We start from the raw sequence: 16,790 nt of genomic DNA on the forward strand, positions 1-16,790 counted from the left end.
TTTACTCAAACAACAGCAGAAAGTTGAGCCCTCTGGCCCAACCTCCTGTTGTATCTTATGCTAGTAGTGACACTTCTGACACTCAAGACCACCGATTTCTTCTACGGTTACACCGCCTTCTTGAATCTCTTTGTGGTACTCTTCGTACTGCTTGTAGTAATCGGCCTGATAGTAGGCATTTTCGTCAAACTTCACCTTGGTCTGACGGTGACAGTTTACACACCATCCCATAGAAAGAGGAGCATGCTGTTTTACTACAGCCATTTCCTCTACCGCACCATGGCAATCCTGACACTCTACTTTACCCGCAGTTACGTGCTGAGAGTGATTGAAGTAAACATGATCGGGAAGGTTGTGAATACGAATCCAGCTTACCGGCTTAGTATTTACCAATTTGCTATCTTCTGAAGTCTCAATGAACTGAGGTACAGCAGCCAATTGCGCTTTGATGTCGCCTTCTGCCATGCCCTCATTAGAAGCTTTTAGCCATTTTTCATATACGGCCAAACGGCTTTCTAAGCTTACTGTATCGCTAAAGTAAGCGCCATACTGAGGAGTTTCGATAGAAATGGGGTTAAATCCAGTAGAAGCATAAATCTTCAAGATTTCTGCTGTTCCATGCTCTGGTCCTTTTTTCACTGCAGTGTGGCAGTTCATACAAGTGTTCATAGCAGGAATTACCGCATGCTTAGAGCGGCGAGCTCCATCGTGGCAGTACTGACAATCGATGCCATTTTTGCCCGCATGCAAAGCATGAGAAAACTTAATAGGCTGCTCGGGCGCATAGTTTTGCTGACGGCCCAAGTTGATCGCATTGTTTACCGTAGTATAGCCACCAAAAATAACCAAAGCAAAAATCAACAAACGAACAATCGTAGGATTGAGCACGATTTGCAAGAATGATTTGCTGGCCACAGGCTCTCCACCAGTTTTCTGGGCAGCCAAACGATTTAGGTTGTTGATGTAACGAGCCAAGAAGACTGTACTCAAAGCCAAAACAACGGCCAAGATAATAAGGATGATCCCTGTACTAGAGTCTTCCTCTTTGGCAGGTCCCTCAGTACCTGGATCGGCAGCAACCGTTACACAGGGAGGAGAATCACAACCAAACTCATACTTGTTTTGGATGAATACCAACATGTCTTGGATGTCGGCATCTGTCAAAGCAGGGAAAGGAGTCATCACTGATCCCCATTTCTTGTACAAGGCAGCAGCATAGCCTTGAGAGGCTGCTGAATTGTCGGCAATTAAGCCCTGAGAGTTCCGAATCCAAGCATAAAGCTCTTCTTGCGGAAATTCGGCCCAACGGGCCTCCACATCGCCTAGGGCAGGACCAGTCGCATTGTCCTTCATGTTGGCGTTGTGACAAGAGGCACAGTTCGCCAAGAATAATTCCTTACCATGCTTGGCATCTTGCGCCTGCGCCCCTAACGAAAGGGCCAAAAACAGGAACGCAAGGGAAAAGTAGCGTACTAAGTTTTGATATATCATTTCTGTCAATTTTTTGTCAAAAAACCGCATTGTCGCTTTGTGCGCAAATTTACAATGTTGCTTAACATTTCCAAAATGTTTATAAAGAGTCCAAGTTATTTAGATTTGGTCTAAACTAGCCAAAGCGTTAAGCTTTCTCTAACTGCCTAAACAGCTACTTTTTATGGGGCCTTCTGTCGGTTTTGCCCTATTTTCTTTAACAGACTTGCGGTTTTATTTTTTTAGAAAAGCAGCTAATTCAGCGCTCTTAAGGCTAAGTTTTGCCTCTTTTCTAGCTGTAGACAAACTTTTTGGGCCCAAAAGAGCTAGAGAACAAGAGCAAAAGCTATTTTTCTGCCCCTATACTATATATATAGCAGGGCTAAAAGAAAAGCCTTAAATTAATGCTGAGGGCTAGCTCCCTAAGCGGAACTAATTTTAGGGCTGTAATTTCTTAAAAAAAGCTTAAGACTGCAAGAAAACAAGAGCGCTTTATGAACAATTAGAATTAGTCTAATAAACTCATTTGAAAAGAGCAGGTGGGTTCTTGCCAAATATAGCTAGTTTTGCGCTCTTCTTCCGTATTTTTGCCCAGCGCTGGCCTGGCCTAGCGATGTGCAGCAGTGGCGCAAAGCGCCAGACCAAGGCGGCGAAGCCGCCGCAGGGCCGAGCGAATAGCGAGCTGCGAAACGTAGCGCCGACGAGCGTAGCGAGGCGGAGGCCCCAAAACAGCAGCGAGCTGCGACAACCAGCCTCAAAGAGGCGCCAGTTCGATGACCAACGGGAATAAACGACAACAAGCCCTTTAGGGCGCAGTTCGACGACCGAAGGGAGTAACCGCCGCAAGGCGAAGCCGCAGCGGAGGCCCCAAAACCAACAAAAAATTATTCTTCATTATTATTTTAATCGCAACCCATGAAAAAAACTATCCTTTTTCTCTTTGTCTGCCTAGCTCAAATTAGTTGGGCACAGAGCAGTGAGCTCCTGCAATATATTAGTCAGGACGCTATGTATACCTTTGTTTTGCGCCCCCAAAACCTAAGCGATAAGGCCAATTGGAGCGAAGTGCAGGAATATCCCGCTATCAAGGAGTTTTCTAGAGGCTTTGGGCCTGCTATGGGCGCCAATGAACCCGATTTCTTTAAAGACCTTTTTCAGAACCCCCAAAAGCTAGGCATCAACCTAGAGCAGAACAGCTACTTCCTCTTTAATAGTGATATTAACATGGACTATGGGACAGAGATCAAGGCGCAACTAATTGCCCCTCTAGCCGATGCCCAAAAATTTGAGGCCGTTTGTAAGGCCCTTTTTAAGGAAGAAGAACTAAAAAACAAAAGCCAAAAAGATGGCTACAACTGGCTGCAAGTGCAGGGGTTTAGCTTGGCCTGGAACGCTAAGGTCTTGTTTGTTTTTGCCTCTACTCCCGAAAATTTCTTTGCTCCCGAAAGCCAAGAGATAAACTACATGAAGCAGTTTAATATGTTTCAGAAGTGTATCAATATGGATAGCCAAGAGAGCCTAAATAACCTCAAGGTATATAATGACTGGGAGGCAACGGTCCGTGATATGGGCGCTTGGCTCAATTATGAGCGCTTTATGCGGCTGTATGCCCAAGGCGCTGAAGGCCTCAACCGAGAACTGGGTCGAGAAGCCGCTATGTTTATGCGAGAAATTATGCCTCTGATGCTCAGTATGTATGGCGATCTCTATGCGGGAATGGACCTCTCTCTAGAAAAAGGGAAAATTGTCGCCGAATCTAAGTTTTATGGCAATCAGGATTATATTAACCTCTATAGCGATATTGCCAATAGTAAGGCCAATACGAAGGTGCTCAATTACCTCGATGGCCAAAATACCGTTTTTTATACCTATACGCATTTTAGCCCAGAAGGTACTTATGAAGGCCTCAAGAAACTGGCCCAGAAAAAAGCCGGCCCCCAAAGTGATATCGTCGATCGCCTGTTCAAGTTTATGGAAATCTTTATTGATGAAAAAGCCAGCTTCAATTTTCTAAAAGGCGACCTTTTTATTGCCTTTAATGGCCTATCTATGCAAAAGTATGTCGATAAGGATTATGTCTATAACGAAGAAAATGACAACTATGAAATGGTAGAGCGGGAAGTAGAAGAACCCCTCCCCAATTTTGTAGTGGGCGCTTCTTATGGCAACAAAAAAGATATCCTCAACCTGATCGAGATTGTAGAGATTCTAGGCTTTGCCACTAAAATCAAAAGCAATAAGTACGAAATTAGCCTGCCCCAAAGCCCTAAGTTCTATTTGGTCCTAGATGGCAATCTGCTCCTCTTTGGTAGCGATAAAGATCGCCTCATTAATGGCAAGAAGTATAAGAAAATGGACAGCAAGCACAAGGCTTATCTCAAAAATGATAATCAAACCATTTTCTTCTCTCCCGAAAATGCTATCGCTCTAGTCGATCGCGTCAATAGCCTCAAACCCAATACGTTTTCTGAACGCGAACTCAAGGAAATGAAACGCTTTGCCAAAGGCCTCAAAGATATGAGCGTACATACCTATAAGCCCCAAAATGCCCCTTATATTCTCCAAGAAATGACCTGGGAACTCGAAAACAAAGAGGAAAATGCCCTAAATACCTTCTTCCGCTTTGTTAATGAGCTCTATCTTTCTACTCAAAAAGGCATGTAATGAGTATTCGCTGGAAAATTGCACAGGCCGCCGAAATCCGCTGGTGGCAAGGGTATTTGGCCAAAAAACAACCTACAGATTACCTAAATTGGAAACGGAACTATTGGAGCAATTTTCTCCAAGATCTCCAAACCGATTTTCCCCTGCACCTTAATGGCCCGATCCTAGACGCTGGGGCCGGGCCCGCAGGTATTTTTTGCCTGCTGCAAGAGGAAAAAGCCATCACGGCTGTCGATCCACTTTTTAATCAGTATGCAGCCAAACTCCCCCATTTCCAAACAAATGATTATCCCAATACGGAGTTCATTAACCAAGCTTTGGAGGAGTTTGTACGGCCCGAGCAATTTTCTAGCATCTTTTGCCTCAATGCCATTAACCATGTGCAAAATTGGGAGCGCTGCCTGCAAAATCTAATCGATTCTCTAGCCCCCGGCGGCCAATTGATTCTGTCTACGGATGTGCATCGCCACCCCTGGCTTTACCCTATTTTCAAGGCCCTGCCCGGCGATATTCTTCACCCACAACAACATCAATTGCAGCATTATTTGCAGGCCCTTCAGGCCTTTTCGCCCAGCCGTTTAGAACATAAACGCCTAAAACGAGAAGCCATTTTTGATTATGTGGTGTTCTTTTTTCAAAAAGAAGACTAAATGATAAAAGCCTCAGCTAGTTTTTAGCTGGGGCTTTCTTTTTGGGGGCCTCCCGCCTGCGGCGGGCGCTACGTTCCAGGGCTCGCAGGTCTGCTCGGCCCTTCGCTGGCTTCGCCAGCTCGGTCTGGCCTGACGGCCACCCTTGCACATCGCTAGGCCGCTCATCCTGCGGCCCTGCTTTTGGCAGTCGGCTTCGGCCCTATGATGGGCCCAGCATTCTATCTTCTTGCGCTTTCTTTTTCTTTCTTTTGGCTTTTCGGGCCGCCGTTTTTTTCTGGATGTTGCTCTTAATTTCCTGAAATAGTTGCTCAAAGGAATCAAATTCTCGGTTGTAGGATAGGCCCACTCCCGTACGCACCACAGGACCAAAAAGGCTGGTTTCACTCTTATTATATACCCGCACTTTGAGGTTGCCCGACTTACTCACCGAGTATTCTATCACAAAATCTCCCCCTATATAATTACTACTCGAACCATTTAAATTTTCTTCATTGTTAAAGTCCAAATTGGTCCCAATGCTCACCCGCAATTTATCCTTAAAGTAGTATTGGTCCAGTTGCACATTAAGCTGAGAACCCGCCGTGCTGTTGTTATCCAATTGGTTTTCCTGCAAACGATAATCAAAGTCAAAGTCTACGCTAGAAATGACATCTACATCCTCCACCACCTCCGATAACAAGCTGTTGATCTGCCGCGAAAACTGCTGCGTGACCAATTCACTTAAGGTATTAAAGCTAGAGGCCGCCAAATTCACATTGGCCCCAGAGTTTTCCTCTGGCAAAAACTGATTGAGGGCAATCAACCCAAAAACCTGACGATTCAATTTGTTTTCATCTTGCTGAATGGCCCGCAAGGCTAGCTTGGCCAAGGTCCCCACTCTCCCCTCTACCGTTTCATTGAGCTCCAAACCAAATTTAATATCCGGCTTCATCAAAGAGCCGGTCATGTACATGTTCACCTGCACATCTACAGGCTTGTTGGCCGCCGAGCGAATGGTCGCATTTTGCAATTCTTCTTGATAAGACAGTAAAAGGTTGTACAACCTAGATGATTGCTTATACTTGGCCTTCATGTTGATATCCGCATTATAAGGATCTCCCGACCAGCGTATGGTCCCGCCTTTTTCTACCTCAAATTTTTTATTGATGAGGTTTCTGTAGGTAAATAAATAGTCTCCAGCTGTAATCGTATACAAGCCTCGCAGGTCCAATTCCCCCGTTCGACTATAACGGATCTGTAGGTCGCCCTCTCCCCTACCCTCAATAATATCTCCCGCCTTTTCATCAATGATGATGCGGGCTATGCCATCAGGCGTAGCATGTATGTCCATCTCTATGTCAATTCCTCCACTACTCCTCACTACCTTTTCCTCCTGCGTTTCCAATGAATCGGGATTGGCCTGCGCTTTCTTGTCCACAAAGGTCAAGAAGTCTACCGCCTGCGTGATTTCTACCGGGTCCATCAAAGGCAAAAAGAGTTTACTCTTCTCATTGTTTCGGCCCTTGTTGGTGGCCGCTTCTACTTTTAGACTCATATTGGTAAATAAGCCCGAAAAACTAGCGATCCCCGTTCCATAGACCTTTCCATAAAAAGGCATATCACTGCCCGGCCCCGTATTCAAACTGAGGTTGTTGTCAAAGACAATGTCCATGTCTATCCCCCATTTATTGAGCTTTTGATGCGTAATTCCTCCACCCAAATAACCGGTATTCCCCTCTTGGTCAATAATAGGGACCCCACCCGAAATATAATAGACCGCCGCCTCGCTGATCCGTATGGGCAAACAGCTGGCACAGTCGGCATCTCGGCCCAATATCTTTAATCTAGGCGCAAAGTATAGGCCCTGATTCCCCAATAAGAGCTGCCCCTTGGGCATCCGATAACGGCTGTTCAAGAAGATGACAGAGGTGGCCAAATCTTCTATATCAGCCACTCCAGATAAGGTCAAATCACCTTTCTCCTGCTTAATTGTCCCCCGCGCAGAGGCCAAGCCCGTTGTATTTTCTACAATACCCGCCATGAAATACTCTAAGATCCGCCCCTTGGCGTTTTTAAGGGCAAAATTTACTTCTAAGTCATTTTTCTTCTCCTCATCTTCTGTCGCAAAGGCTGGCAAAAAACTAAAGTCAGCATTGATGCTGTCTACCAAAGGCCCAGCATGCTCTAAATAACCTGTCAATGGACTTTTCAAGCTATCAGCTCCTATCCGCAGATGCAGGTTTTCCCAGTTGTCTCCATTAACATGAAATTTCCTAAAGTCAAAGTCAGCCAATAAGCCCTTTTGCTTAAAGACATCTTTAACTCTGATTTCTGCATCTAACTCCCCCGCCAAATCAAAGAGGTTGATGCGGACCAAATCATATAGCCAAGCTATATCTATATGGGCCAAATTGGCCTTTAGGCCCTTGTTGCCATAGCTTTCTACCGCCAATCGTTGATAAGCAGCACTATCTTGCAATACTAAATTAGATACATCTAAGGTCTGCTGCCCAAAGTCAAAGCGAATGTAGTTGCTGCCATCTACCTGCCAGCTTTTGTCCAATAAGGTCAAACCCGAGTTATTCAAACTCGATTGCAGGGCTTTTTCCTCAAAGGTCAAACGACCATTTAACTCTACATCAGATGCCAATTTGGCCACCTCTCTTAGTTGAATGTTGTAGTCTATCGTGTCCCCCTTCCCCCGCAAACGAACCTTGGGGGTGGGCAACTTAGCCGTATCATTGAGCTGCATGTATTGTAAGCCTGTCTGAATCTCAAAGCTGCTGTCTCGCCCCCGAGCAAATAAGCTGTTTTCCTGCATCTCAAAACCAGCCCAACGAAAACGCCCCAATTCTCCATTTAGATAAAAAGAATCAGCCGGACTATCATAGTCCAATTGCAAACTTAAACCTTCTAAAGCCTCTAGGTTTGGATGCAAGAGCTGTAGGAGGTGGTTGCTGTCATTGACCCATACGCTTAGATGCACTTCCTGATCGGGTAAGCTAAACAGACTGCTGTCTACTGTCATGCTGTCTCTTAGTTCTTGCAGGGCCATGGAGTCTTTGGCCTTTGCCAAATTGAAGTTGCGCAGATAGTTGGGGTAGTTGCTTTGCACAAAGGCATAAAGGGATTTAGGCAGATTGACCTCATCATAGTTGCCTAAGAGATCGACTTGCCCAAAGTTGCTTCTAAACCGTAGGTATCTACTGCTGTCTATTCTTTCTTGGCCCAAACTATCTTGGCCCAGCAGCAGGCTATCGCCTGCTTGCAGCTTGATTTCTGGCAAATAGTATTGCCCCCAGCTTCTATCTATACCAATGTCTTCCAGACTAATGTCTCCAGAAAAGTTGTCTAACTTGTTCCCCTCTGTCTGTATCTTAATCCGCTCTATGCCCAAACGAAAGGTATCCTTGAGCAATTTGGTTTTGTAAAAGTCAATGAGCTGAATCTGCCCAAAGAGTTCAATTTTAGGCAAACTGTCTTTCAAATTAGCCGAGCAATAGAGGTCCAAATCAAAGTTGGGGTCCTGAGAGGCCAAAAGTCCCGCAAAAGCATAGGGCTCTAGCATCCCCTCTAAACGGATGGTGTCATAGGGGTACTCATTATAAACCATCCGATTGATATTGGCCTTATGGATCTTGGCATCCATGCTATTTAAGCTGGTCCCCTTGCCCTCCAAATCAAAATCTGCATCCAAGGCTGTGAGCTTGGGAATCCCAATCAAACTCCCCAAATTGAAGTTCTTAAACTGTAGTTCGCCATCATAGCTCGCTCGCTCCAAACCTGCAGACAGGTCCATTTTCAGGGCCGCATTGAGCTGCCCTAAGCTACTCATGAGCTGCCCATTGGCCACAAAGGCCCCATTAAAGTTCCCTTCATAACTTCCCTGAAAACTCATGGCCGCTAAGGCCTGCATTTGCTTAGGCAAGGATAAAAAACTGAATATAGAGAAGATGTCATCGGTATGGGTTTGCAAATCAGCCGGCTCCATCCGCATGTATTGCTCAAAGGGCTTAAATTCTAGTTGCCCCTCAAAATGGGTTTGCTCTATATCTAAGTTGGCATTGCGCACAAAGAAGTGTTCTACTGGCCCCTCAAAATCAAAATCTCCCCTAATCCAACGCCCTTTGTTTTGCTCAAATAATGGGATCTTATATAAGCTAGGCGCAAAGGTCATGACATCCCGAAACAAAACCACGGCATTCCGCCCCTTGGCCCGCATGTCTACCTGATGCACAAAGTCATAAAAGGCAGGAAATTCTGGGTAATGGAAGATTAACTCATGCCCCAATACCGAATTCGGGGTCTGTAGTTTAAAGTTTTTTAAATGCGAGCCTGTCGGACAAACCATCAGCTCCCCCCGCAAACTATCTAGCTGAAACCCTCGGGCTTCTTTGGCCGATAATTGCAAGACCTGCGCCTGCAAACTGTCATTGCGCAAACTCAAATCATCTAAAAAGAAGTTGGCTGGATCAATCTGCAAATCAGAAAAGTCTAAGGGCAACTCTGGCCGAGCCCCAAGCCGCTCATTTAATAAGCTAAACTCAAAATGATTGAACCGCAGCTTGTCCGCATATACGGTCCATTTGGGCTGCACATAGGTAGAGCTGTCATTGGGGTTGGGATCGGCTGGCATGGGACTGCCCTCAAAAATCCGTATGGCCACTTTGGCCGAATCCAAGAACAAAGAATCGCAATCTACTAGCTGAGTAATCAAATCACTGTTCTGGGCATACAAGCGCCCATTAGGCGCAAATACCTTAACCGAACTGCCTGCTATCTCATCTAGCATATGAAAGTCTATGCTGTCTAACTGCACTTTCCGAATATCTAAGGCAATTGGCGGCTTGCGCTTTTTGTTTTTCTTCTTTTTGTTGCCCGCCAAATAATATAGAATGAACTGCAAATTATATTGCCGCTCCCCTTTGGGCCGATGATAATAAAATTGCCCCTTGGCCAAATGCACTTCCTCCACAATCAATCGCCGACGCACCAAGGCCGAAAGATCCAAATAAGCATCCAAACGATGCGCAAACAACAGGGTGTCGCCATGCTGGTCCTCTACATAAAAATCCTCAAAGTGCGCCTCATTAAATAGCTGTATGTCTACGGTCCCAATCTCTACCCGACAATCCAATTCCTCCGATAGGTAATCCGCCATCCAATCGGCCAAAGCATTTTGTACCGCCGGAATCTTAAATAACATCCAAAACAAAAATACCAAGATGACGGTCCCATTCACTAGACGACTGCCTAGTGTCCACAGCTTTCTTAGCAAAGAACGCCAAGCTGGCGCTACGGCTACCGGGGAGGGCTGTACCTGCGGAGTATCGGGATTCCTCTGGGATTTTGCGATGGCTAACTAAATTTTATGCAAATATAAGGATCTCCTTTTAAAAGACAGGGCCTTAATCTCTGCTTGACTACCTTTTATACGTAGACGAATTCCCTAGGGCATAGTTTGTTCTCGCTTCTTAAGTTTTTTTTATTTTTTTTTAGGGGCTGCCCCGCCCTTTGGGCGGGTCGGGCTGTGTCGGGGCTCGCTGTTCGCTCGGCCCTGCGCTTTTTCGCTGCGCTCAAAAGCTGGGTCTGCGGCTTCGCCGCCCCCCTATCCATCCCTCAGCCGCGGGCCTTCGGCCCTTTTCTGCTCTGAGAAAAGCCTTTTGTAAAATCCTTGAGCCCTTTAGGGGCAAATTCCTGCTTGATGCCTCTGGGGAATTGCTTTAGGCCCTTCTTGCTCCAAGGCAGCAGCTAAACGCTAGTTTAGCCCCCTGCGGATGATGCAAATACAGCTAAAACAGCCGCATTTTGTTTATTTGCAGTTGCAGAATGGGGAGAAACAGTTGTTCAGAACTAATCTGCAGTTGCAAAATGCCTTGGGCCTGGCGCCAGAGCTAATTTGCAGTTGCAAAACGTCTCTGGCGTGACGCCAGCGCTAATCTGCAGTTGCAAAACGTCTCTGGCGTGACGCCAGAGCTAATCTGCAGTTGCAAAACGCCTCTGGCGTGGCGCCGGAGCTAATCTGCATTTGCAAAACGCCTCTGGCGTGGCGCCGGAGCTAATCTGCATTTGCAAAACGCCTCTGGCGTGGCGCCAGAGCTAATCTGCAGTTGCAAAACACCTCTGGCGTGGCGCCAGAGCTAATTTGCAGTTTACAAACTCCTCCGGGCGTATCTATAATGTCCTATCTTTTTTTTCTGGACCAACCCTACTACAGTTTAGGGATAGGCGCTTAGGAGCTAAATATGGAAGGCGGCTGTATTTTTGGGCCAAATATCCTGCAGCCTAAAGGCCGCAGCCAATCCAAGGGGCCTTGATATTTCTCGCCGCAGGAGCTTAAAAGCCCCTGCTTCATTGGAGATGGGCGAAGCCCTTCGGTTTTCAGGTCCTGCGGCTTTTAAGCTGCAGGCCATGGGAAGCTAAAGCGCTAGCTTATTGGGTACTTATCTGGCTGCGGCTTTTAAGCTGCAGACTACATATAGCAGGCGGCGAAGCCGCCTTGGCCGAAGGCCAAAGGCCTAGCGATGTGCAGCAGTGGCGCAAAGCGCCAGACCAAGGCGGCAAAGCCGCCGCAGGGCCGAGCGAATAGCGAGCTGCGAAACGTAGCGCCGCAAGGCGAAGCCGCAGCGGAGGCCCCAAAAAATCAAAAAAGCGCTACAGATTCCTTTAAAGTTCTTAATTTTGCGGACAGATCACAAAACAAAGCGAGCATGTCACTACCTTATATATTAGCTATAGAATCTTCTTGCGATGATACGGCCGCGGCGGTCATGCAGGGCCCCAAAGTACTCTCCAATTGTAGAGCCAGCCAAAGCGTGCATGAGGCTTATGGAGGGGTGGTGCCCGAATTGGCCTCTAGGGCGCATCAGGCGCATATTGTGCCCGTCGTACAGGCGGCATTGAAAGAGGCGGGTATTGTTCAGGAGCAGCTATCGGCGGTGGCTTTTACTCGGGGGCCTGGGCTGATGGGGGCCCTTTTGGTGGGGGTATCTTTTGCCAAGGGGTTGGCATTGGCCCTAGACATTCCCTTGATTGCCGTAAACCATGTGCAGGCCCATGTGATGGCCCATTTGATTGATGCCCCCCAGCCTAAATTTCCCTTTTTATGCTTGACCGTATCGGGTGGGCATACTCAGATTGTAGAAGTTCGGGCGCCTTTAAGCATGAACATTTTGGGCGAAAGCATAGATGATGCGGCCGGAGAAGCCTTTGATAAGATTGGGAAAATACTGGGTTTGGGTTATCCTGCAGGGCCCAAAATTGACCAATTGGCCAAGGAAGGGCGGGCCATTTATCAGTTTACAGAGCCTCGGGTAGAGGGCCTAAACTTTAGCTTTAGTGGACTAAAGACCAATGTTTTGCAGTTCATTCAGAAAAAGCTCAGAGAAAACCCTCAGTTTTTGGAAGAAGAGCAAATCAACCTAGTGGCTTCGGTTCAGCAGCGGATTGTGAGCATCTTGATGAATAAATTGAAGAAGGCGGTCAAGCAGACTGGCATCAAAGAAGTGGCAATAGCCGGGGGCGTCTCGGCCAATTCTGCCTTGCGGCAAGCTTTAGCCGAGGCGGGGCAAAAAATGGGTTGGGCCACTTATATTCCCGACTTTCAGTACTGCACCGATAATGCGGGCATGATTGGGATCACTGCCTATTATCAGTATTTGGCGGGCGATTTTGTACAGCAGGATACTGTTCCTTTGGCTCGTTGGAGCTACTAAAAACAAAAGGCTGTTGGAATGTATCCAACAGCCTTTTCCTATTTAAAATAGTGTCTATAGATTCGGAAAAGCTCCCAGGGGGCTTTCAGAAAGGTCGTCGCTTTAATTTTAGAGCCGCCCACCTCTTTCCATTTTCTCAGGGGTTGTTCGTAGGCCAGCTCATCGATGGGGAGCTTAGGGCCTTTAGTAATCAGGCGGGCAAAGAGTTCTACATCAAAGAACCAAGCAGAGATGAACAGGTCCTCAAAGAGGGTTTCCACGGCTTGGCGGCGGAACAACTTAGCGCCACATTGGCTATCATAGATCGAGATGCCGAGAAGAATTGACACCACCGTAGCGAAAATGCGTCCGAGATAATGGCGCATAGGTTTTCGTTCAATTTGGCTACCCAATCGGCGCACCCTAGATCCGGCGGCCATCCATCGGTTGGGGTTTCGTTCTAGGCTTTGGGCCAGGCATTCAATTTCGGATAAAGGCGTGGCTAAGTCTGCATCAAAAAAGCCAATATACTGGGCATTAGAGAGCAGCAGTGCTTCGAGCATGCCTTGTCGGACCGCCTCGGCTTTTCCGCTATTTTTGGGCAGGTCAAGGGCCAGGGCTCCTTCTTCTTCCTGGGCAAAAGCGGAGAGGATCTTCCAAGTATCATCTTGGCTTCCATCATTCACAAAAAGGAACTGCAGATTAGGCCAGCGGGCCAGAGCAGCTCGAAACTCATCCAAGGCCAGGCGTTCGGCCTCGTTGTAACATGGGACTACAATGAGGCAGCTTTGGGAGAGCATATTACATAATTTGAGAGGCCAGGTAGTTTAAGGCCCATACTTTTAAAAAACTGGCCAAAGCGGTAATCGGCTAGCAAGACATTCTTAATCAGTTGGGTTTTAAAATTGCCTGCAGACCATTCGACCAGGCCGGTCGTATCTTCCAATTCGCCTTTTTGGGCTTGTTTATTCTCCTTCCAGACCTGCAATTGGCGGGGCAAGAGCAGAGAGCTAAAAAAGTAGCCAATATCATGTACCTCTAGGCCTACTTTTTCTACTGTTTCGCGCAAACTTTGGTTATCGTATCTGCGGTAATGCAGTAAATATCGGTCGTGCGAGCAAAAGAGCGATTGGAAAGCGGGGACCGTAATAAAGAAATAGGTTTTCTCATTGATGGCGGGAAAACTTTGGAGCCACTGCAGAAAGCCCAGGTCATCCTCAATATGTTCGATCACATCCATCAGGTAAATGAGGTCCACCTGTTGTACGCCTTGAATATCGTCTACGGCCTTAAAGATTTCTACATTGGGTTGCGACATTTCTGCCCGATAATGGGCCAGCAATTCGGGCGTAAAGGCAATATCAATTGCTTTTAGTTCTGATTGGGGCAGCTCTCCGGCCAGACGTTCTACAAAATAGGTATCACCGCAGCCCACATCCCAAATTTGTTTAGGCATTTGGCCCTTAAAGGTCTTCTTGAGCAAAGAGCGCATCACTTCATAACGGGCCAGTTCCCAGGGGTGGCGCTGTTCACTCTTCTTTGATTTCGATTCGATTAAATCCACGAAATGACAGTTTGATAGATAAATAATGACGAAGCAAATAAGCTATCCTTAAAGACTTAACTAATAGGGATTTAAAAAAACCTTAAGACTTGCATAAAATGGGGAGCAGAGCGCTATTTGCTAATTCTAAATCTAAGATAAGAAACTTTATATAACTCTTGGTTCTTTTTGCGGCTTTAAGCAAAGCTATACCTTTTTGTTTTAACTTACAGTTGAAACTTACAATTATTTGTTTTATTTTTAGGGGCTGCCCCGCCCTACGGTCGGGTCGGGCTGTGGCGCAGCTCGCAGGTCTGCTCGGCCCTGCAGGCAGGCTTTGCCTGCCTTTGGTCTGGCCCTTTGGGCCACTGCTATCCATCCCTCAGCCGATAAAAGTGGGGATTCCCCCACTGAAAATAAGGGCTTCGCTTCGCGATCTGCTAGCGATTTGGATCCTTTATCCTTTTGGGGAATGGCTTGGGGGAGGGATGGGCTAGTTCAGCGACTTTTAAGCCGCCCAATGGCCGAAGGCCAAACGGCCTAGCGATGTGCAGCAGTGCGGCGAAGCCGCAGACCAAGGCCGTCAGGCCGCAGGGCCGAGCGGGCAGCGAGCTGCGGAACGTAGCGCCCGCAGCTTGCTGCGGGAGGCCCCAAAACATCTTGGAGTAGGAAAGGCAAAAAAGCCTGCAAAACTCGGGGAAGAATTTTAATTTTGTGGAAATTAAGCGAAAATGGCAAAACAAGTAAAATATGATGAGCAGGCGATCCGCTCTTTGGATTGGAAAGAGCACATACGGATGCGGCCTGGGATGTACATTGGAAAATTGGGGAATGGAAACAGCCCTGACGATGGTATATATGTATTGGTCAAGGAGGTTTTAGACAACTCTTTGGATGAGTTCATGATGGGGGCTGGAAAGAAGATTGAGGTCAAGGTCATGGGTGATGGTCGGGTTTCTATTCGGGATTACGGTCGGGGGATTCCCTTGGGTAAAGTGGTAGATTGTGTATCGAAGATCAATACGGGGGGAAAATATGACTCTCGGGTATTTCAGAAATCTGTGGGCTTGAATGGTGTGGGGACCAAGGCGGTAAACGCCTTATCTTCTTACTTTAAGGTGCAGGCTTTTCGGGAAGGCAGGACCAAAATTGCGGAATTTTCGACTGGAGAGCTGACCAAAGAATGGGAAGAGGCCACAGAGGAGCCCAATGGCACTTATGTAGAATTTGTGCCTGATGGGAATATCTTCAAGCAATATAAATTCAATTTGGAATACATTGAGGACCGAATTTGGGATTATGTATATCTCAATCGGGGTTTGAGTATTTATTTGAATGGGCAGCGTTACTACTCTAAAAACGGTCTATTTGATCTTTTGAGTAATCGGGTAGATGTGGAGAAACTGCGTTATCCAATTGTTCATTTGATGGGTGATGATATAGAGATTGCTTTTTCTCATGGGAACAACTATGGGGAGCAATACGTGAGCTTTGTGAATGGGCAGAACACCACACAGGGGGGGACGCATTTGAATGCTTTTCGGAGCGCCTTGGTCAAGACCATTCGAGACTTTTATGGCAAAAGCTATGATGCCACGGACATACGGACGGCCATTGTGGCGGCGGTATCGGTTCGGGTGATGGAGCCAGTATTTGAGTCGCAGACCAAGACCAAATTGGGGTCTACGCATGTGGCGCCAGATGGGCCATCTATGAACAGCTTTGTTGCGGATTTTTTGCGGCATAAGCTGGACAACTACCTGCATAAGAATCCGGAGGTAGCTAAATCCTTACAAAAGCGCATCATACAATCGGAGCGGGAGCGCAAAGAGATTGCTGGCATTCGGAAGTTAGCGAACAGCAAGGCCAAAAAGGCCAGTTTGCACAACAAAAAGCTGCGGGATTGTCGGGCGCATTATAATAGCAAGCACAAGCGGGCGCAAGACAGCATGATCTTCATTACCGAGGGAGACTCGGCTAGTGGGTCCATTACCAAATCTAGGGATGTGCAGACCCAGGCGGTATTCTCTTTGCGCGGAAAGCCATTGAACTGTTATCGTTTGACCAAGAAAGTGGTCTATCAGAATGATGAATTCAACTTACTGCAGCATGCCTTAAACATTGAGGATGGTTTGGATGAACTGCGTTACAACAAGGTCATTATTGCCACCGATGCTGATGTGGATGGGATGCACATTCGTTTATTGTTATTGACCTTTTTCTTGCAATTTTTCCCGGAATTGGTTTCTAATGGTCATTTATACATCTTGGAGACGCCTTTATTTCGGGTGCGCAACAAGAAAAAGACCTTCTATTGTTATTCGGAAGAAGAGAAGCAGGAGGCCATGAAAAAACTGGGCCGAGATGTGGAGGTCACACGATTTAAGGGATTGGGAGAAATCTCGCCGGATGAATTCAAGCAATTCATTGGGGATGACATTCGCTTAGAGCCGGTGCGTTTATCTGCTTCTACGGATTTGGAGCAGCTGCTTAGTTATTATATGGGGAAAAACACCCCTCAGCGTCAGCGTTTTATTATAGACAACCTTCGGTTGGAGCTAGATGCCTTGGCCGAAAATTAAAAAAGAAGAAAAAAAGCGGGTTCAACTTTTGGAAAAAAGCGGGTCCTGCTTTACATTTGTATCCGCTCAGAGAAAAGAGCGGATATATATCGGGGCGTAGCTCAGTTGGTTTAGAGCACTACCTTGACAGGGTAGGGGTCACTGGTTCGAATCCAGTCGTCTCGACGGTGGAAGAAAAAAAGCAGATGCGAGAGCATCTGCTTTTTTT

Annotated in this window: 8 protein-coding genes and 1 tRNA gene; 5 read left to right on the plus strand and 4 right to left on the minus strand. The window is 46.8% G+C overall.

All coding sequences use genetic code 11. From position 1 onward, the window contains the following. Positions 1–60: 60 nt before the first annotated feature. Entirely contained in the window at positions 61–1,491 is a 1,431-nt protein-coding gene (locus SGRA_RS06795) for a c-type cytochrome (protein ID WP_041329865.1), read from the minus strand. A gap of 894 nt (positions 1,492–2,385) precedes the next feature. Between SGRA_RS06795 and SGRA_RS06805 the strand changes: the two genes are divergently transcribed. Both SGRA_RS06805 and SGRA_RS06810 read left to right on the plus strand, forming a co-directional pair. Further along, positions 2,386–4,134: a DUF4836 family protein gene (locus SGRA_RS06805; RefSeq protein WP_015691889.1), complete on the plus strand. Its 1,749-nt coding sequence runs from the start codon at positions 2,386–2,388 to the stop codon at positions 4,132–4,134. Continuing rightward, positions 4,134–4,784 carry a class I SAM-dependent methyltransferase gene (locus SGRA_RS06810; RefSeq protein ID WP_015691890.1) on the plus strand — a complete coding sequence of 217 codons (651 nt, stop codon included), beginning with the start codon at positions 4,134–4,136 and terminating at the stop codon, positions 4,782–4,784. The genes SGRA_RS06805 and SGRA_RS06810 overlap by 1 nt, the downstream gene beginning before the upstream one ends. Before the next feature lie 199 nt (positions 4,785–4,983). On the opposite strand, the gene SGRA_RS06815 is transcribed toward SGRA_RS06810, so the two are convergent. After that, positions 4,984–10,041, minus strand: coding sequence for a translocation/assembly module TamB domain-containing protein (locus SGRA_RS06815; RefSeq protein ID WP_245538653.1), 5,058 nt, complete (start codon positions 10,039–10,041; stop codon positions 4,984–4,986). 1,432 nt (positions 10,042–11,473) lie between these two features. Here SGRA_RS06815 and tsaD point away from each other — a divergent pair. Beyond that, a complete protein-coding gene (tsaD, locus tag SGRA_RS06825) occupies positions 11,474–12,478 on the plus strand; it encodes a tRNA (adenosine(37)-N6)-threonylcarbamoyltransferase complex transferase subunit TsaD (RefSeq protein ID WP_041329866.1) in 1,005 nt (334 codons plus the stop codon). Positions 12,479–12,516: 38 nt separating this feature from the next. Here tsaD and SGRA_RS06830 read toward each other — a convergent pair whose 3' ends face one another. Both SGRA_RS06830 and SGRA_RS06835 read right to left on the minus strand, forming a co-directional pair. Beyond that, complete coding sequence (locus SGRA_RS06830; protein ID WP_015691895.1) at positions 12,517–13,257, minus strand: dolichyl-phosphate beta-glucosyltransferase; 741 nt, start codon at positions 13,255–13,257, stop codon at positions 12,517–12,519. Further along, positions 13,230–14,021 carry a class I SAM-dependent methyltransferase gene (locus SGRA_RS06835; protein WP_015691896.1) on the minus strand — a complete coding sequence of 264 codons (792 nt, stop codon included), beginning with the start codon at positions 14,019–14,021 and terminating at the stop codon, positions 13,230–13,232. The genes SGRA_RS06830 and SGRA_RS06835 overlap by 28 nt, the downstream gene beginning before the upstream one ends. 710 nt (positions 14,022–14,731) lie before the next feature. Between SGRA_RS06835 and SGRA_RS06845 the strand changes: the two genes are divergently transcribed. Both SGRA_RS06845 and SGRA_RS06850 read left to right on the plus strand, forming a co-directional pair. Then, entirely contained in the window at positions 14,732–16,582 is a 1,851-nt protein-coding gene (locus SGRA_RS06845) for a DNA topoisomerase IV subunit B (protein ID WP_015691899.1), read from the plus strand. A 90-nt stretch (positions 16,583–16,672) separates the two neighbouring features. Next, a tRNA-Val gene (locus SGRA_RS06850) sits at positions 16,673–16,747 on the plus strand. The last annotated feature ends 43 nt before the right edge of the window (positions 16,748–16,790 follow it).

It is taken from the genome of Saprospira grandis str. Lewin, assembly GCF_000250635.1.
Taxonomy (GTDB): Bacteria; Bacteroidota; Bacteroidia; order Chitinophagales; family Saprospiraceae; genus Saprospira; species Saprospira grandis.

Coding starts and splice junctions, on each gene's coding strand:
- SGRA_RS06795 (WP_041329865.1), bottom strand. CDS start 1,491: ATGATATATCAAAACTTAGTACGCTACTTTTCCCTTGCGTTCCTGTTT.
- SGRA_RS06805 (WP_015691889.1), top strand. CDS start 2,386: ATGAAAAAAACTATCCTTTTTCTCTTTGTCTGCCTAGCTCAAATTAGT.
- SGRA_RS06810 (WP_015691890.1), top strand. CDS start 4,134: ATGAGTATTCGCTGGAAAATTGCACAGGCCGCCGAAATCCGCTGGTGG.
- tsaD (WP_041329866.1), top strand. CDS start 11,474: ATGTCACTACCTTATATATTAGCTATAGAATCTTCTTGCGATGATACG.
- SGRA_RS06830 (WP_015691895.1), bottom strand. CDS start 13,257: ATGCTCTCCCAAAGCTGCCTCATTGTAGTCCCATGTTACAACGAGGCC.
- SGRA_RS06845 (WP_015691899.1), top strand. CDS start 14,732: ATGGCAAAACAAGTAAAATATGATGAGCAGGCGATCCGCTCTTTGGAT.